Below are 1,922 nucleotides of genomic sequence, written 5' to 3'. Positions count from 1 at the left end.
TATGCTCGGCATGAGCTTATTCTAATGGGTGCAAGTCCCTAACAAGCCCTAATAGCGGGAATTGTATAGCCAATAGCAAGGGTGTCCACTGCGAGGTGGAATCTGAAAGAAGCTGGCGGCAAACATCTGACCTAACGTACAGAAACTTCATATAAGGCATTTGACCATGGATGAGATTGCCATACAAATCAAAGTCCTATAGCTATTCGGAATGGTTGGTGTAAATGAAGTGGGTATAAGATGGAAAGAGTAAGCCCTTATCCGAGGAGGTCTCACGGACATGGCGATTAGTTGCCTTTACGAAAGTCATGGAGTAAAGCTTGCCGTGAGAAGTCAGCAGATGCCATAGTAGTGGAGTTCTCGATAACGCTCCATGAAGGGCAGAACCTATAAATTAAACGATAGTAATTGAAACGTACCTTATGAAGGAAAGAATGCAGAAAACATTGGCAGAAGTCAAGGGCTGCCCACAGAAAGATAGGACGGAATCCGAAGGATATGTGGGAGTGCAGACCTTCATGTGGATATGTGAAGACAACATCGTGGAAGTACCATTCGACAAGGAACACCTATTGGAGCGCATCATCAGTCCTGATAACCTACTCAAAGCCTACAAGGCAGTGCAGCGTAACAGGGGCTGTAGCGGTATCGACAAGATGTCATGTGAGCAAATGCTCCCTTGGCTCTTGGCTAACAAGGATGCCCTAATCCGTTCCTTGCTTGACGGTTCATACCGTCCGAACCCAGTAAAAAGGGTAGAGATACCCAAAGACAATGGCAAGATGCGCCTGTTGGGCATTCCCACGGTCATAGACCGTCTGGTTCAACAAGCCATCAACCAGACCCTAACTCCCATCTATGAGCGTCAATTCTCTCCAAGAAGCTACGGCTTCCGTCCGAGAAGAGGCTGCCATGATGCCCTAAGAGGTGCTCAGAAAATAATCGATGATGGCTACATTTATGTGGTTGACCTCGACTTGGAGCGTTTCTTCGACACGGTGAGCCACAGTAAACTCATAGAAATCCTCAGCCGCACGATAAAGGACGGTAGGGTGATAAGCCTTATCCACAAATATCTCCGCAGTGGTGTGATGAGCAAAGGTATGTTCGAGGCAAGCGAGGAAGGCACTCCCCAAGGAGGACCGTTAAGTCCGCTTTTGAGCAACATCATGCTCAACGAGTTGGACAAGGAACTCACAAGCCGAGGTCTCCCTTTTGTCCGCTATGCCGATGACTCGATGATATTTTGTAAGTCCAAGCGTGCAGCCAAACGCGTGAAGGAATCTGTAACCCGATTCATCGAAGGAAAACTTCATCTGAAGGCGAACAGGGACAAGACAGTTGTGTCCTATGTGCAAGGTGTGAAATACCTTGGTTACTCCTTTTATGTAATGAAAGGCAAATGCCAACTCACGGTACACCCAAAAGCCAAATCCAAGATGAAAGCCAAACTCAAGGAGTTGACTTCCCGAAGCAATGGTTGGGGATATGCCAAGAGGAAGCAAAAACTTGAAGAGTACATAAGGGGATGGGTAGGTTACTATCACCTTGCCAACATGAAACGTTTCCTCATGGAAACTGACGAGTGGCTAAGGCGACGGCTACGTATGTGTATATGGAAGTCGTGGAAGAGGGTGAAAACGAGAATTGCCAACTTGATAAAATGTGGTATAGATAAGTACCAAGCTTACATGTGGGGCAATAGTCGTTTGGGGGATTGGCGCATAGCTGGCAGTTACATACTAAGTCGTGCGATAACCAACGAAAAGTTGAGCATGGCAGGCTATGCTACATTGATGGGTTCATACATCGAATGGCACCCAAAATAGGAACCGCCGTATGCGGAACCGCATGTACGGTGGTGTGAGAGGTCGGAAAACGAAAGTAGGAGGAAAACTACTTCGTTTTCCTCCTACTCGATT

The 1,922-nt window shown here is 47.0% G+C and carries 1 protein-coding gene; it reads left to right on the top strand.

The window, feature by feature from the left end; genetic code table 11:
* Window positions 1-422: 422 nt before the first annotated feature.
* A complete protein-coding gene (gene ltrA, locus F7D47_RS00920) occupies window positions 423-1,829 on the top strand; it encodes a group II intron reverse transcriptase/maturase (RefSeq protein ID WP_153086774.1) in 1,407 nt (468 codons plus the stop codon).
* Window positions 1,830-1,922: the final 93 nt, after the last annotated feature.

It is taken from the genome of Segatella copri (assembly GCF_009494835.1).
Taxonomy (GTDB): Bacteria; Bacteroidota; Bacteroidia; order Bacteroidales; family Bacteroidaceae; genus Prevotella; species Prevotella copri_F.
This window is presented reverse-complemented; position numbering and strand designations above follow the sequence as displayed.